This window comes from Plesiomonas sp., assembly GCF_051650925.1.
Classification (GTDB): Bacteria; Pseudomonadota; Gammaproteobacteria; order Enterobacterales; family CAMTGL01; genus Plesiomonas.
In genome coordinates this window covers 1-1,558 of sequence record NZ_JBOFRH010000416.1, presented here as the reverse complement: position 1 = coordinate 1,558, position 1,558 = coordinate 1, and the positions used below count along the sequence as shown (strand labels likewise).

The 1,558-nt window shown below is 47.3% G+C and carries 1 protein-coding gene; it reads left to right on the top strand.

Annotation, left to right across the window (positions count from 1 at the left end; all coding sequences use genetic code 11):
• A partial coding sequence (locus tag ACRC27_RS09855) for an inverse autotransporter beta domain-containing protein (protein ID WP_438639793.1) occupies positions 1–1,558 on the top strand: 1,558 nt, incomplete at both ends.

Sequence of the window (1,558 nt, the reverse complement as noted above, 5' to 3'; positions counted from 1 at the left end):
CAGTTTGGTTTAACACTGGAAGAATTAAAAAAACTCAACAGTGAAGCTTATAAAGATAAATCACTCAATTCGATTACTATCGGTGATACGGTATTGGTACCCGATTTGCGCTTAGGTGAACGCAAGCCTGCGCACAGTATCGCGGTAAAAATGGATCGCGAACCGGTTGACTCTGAAAAGTTTATTGCACAAGCCGCCACCACATTGGCATCGGGCTCTGCGGTAAGTAGCTTACGTTCGGCAGCCGTTTCACAAGCAAATCAGTCGGTCGAAGAGTGGCTGAAACAGTACGGCACAGCTAAAGTCAGCATTAACGTTGACAGTGATTTTAATCTGACCGATTCAGAAGCCGATCTGTTAGTTGGGCTTAATGATACCCCTGAGACCTTCTCATTTACTCAGCTAGGTCTGCGCCATAAAGATGATCGCACCACCGTCAATGCTGGTGTAGGTCAGCGCCATTTTAATGCGCAAGATAAAGACATGCTCGGCTACAACCTATTTTTGGATCACGAAATTGAAGCGGGCCACACCCGTATGGGCGTGGGGGCTGAGTATTGGCGTGATTTCCTGAAACTCTCTGCTAACGGTTATTTGCGTTTAAGCGGCTGGAAAGCCTCTGACGAACTGGTCGATTATGATGAGCGTGCGGCAAATGGCTTTGATTTGCGAGCCGAAGCTTACCTGCCTTCACACCCACAACTGGGTGGAAAGTTCAAATATGAGCAGTATTTCGGTAACGAAGTGGCGTTGTCAGATGCTGATAACCGTCAGAAAGATCCGTATGCGATGACCGCCGGGGTTAACTACACCCCAATTCCACTGGTGACTGCCGGTATTGATTACACCAAAGAGAAGGGCAAATCGGGCGATACTCAGTTTAACCTTGAGTTCAACTATCGTTTAGGTGAGAGCTTAGACAAACAGCTTGATGGGGCTTCAATGGCTGAGTATCGCTCGTTGGCCGGTAGCCGTTATGACTTGGTTGATCGCAACAACAACATCGTACTGGAATACCGCAAACAAGAGCTGTTAAAGCTCAATGTGGTGGATGAGTTCAACAGCTGGCCGGAAATTACCGAACAGCAATTGATTGTGGATGTGGCCTCAAAATATCCGCTTGATCGTATCGAGTGGCAAGGCCCAGAGTTCTTTGCGGCAGGCGGTAAAATCACCCCGTTATCATCACGTGCGGTATCGGGTAACAGCCAGTTTAAAGTGACTCTGCCGGCCTATCAGTCAGAAGGCGTGAATCTGTATACACTGGTTGCTAAAGCCGTGGATAACAAGGGTAATGAATCCAACACGGATAGCACCAACGTAGAAGTTACGATTAATAACACAGCTGCGCCGATTGTTACTGATCTGAAAATGCTCGGAAAACTGGAAATCGGTCAAAAGCTGGAAGCCACTTATGTGTGGGATGCTAACGGTGGTGAACGCACTGATAAGTCTAACTATCAGTGGGGCAATAAAGGTGAAACTGCAGTATTAGATCAAAGCAAAGATATTGAAACCTCGGGCGTGATCCCAGCGATTGATCTGGTTGCTGCAGATG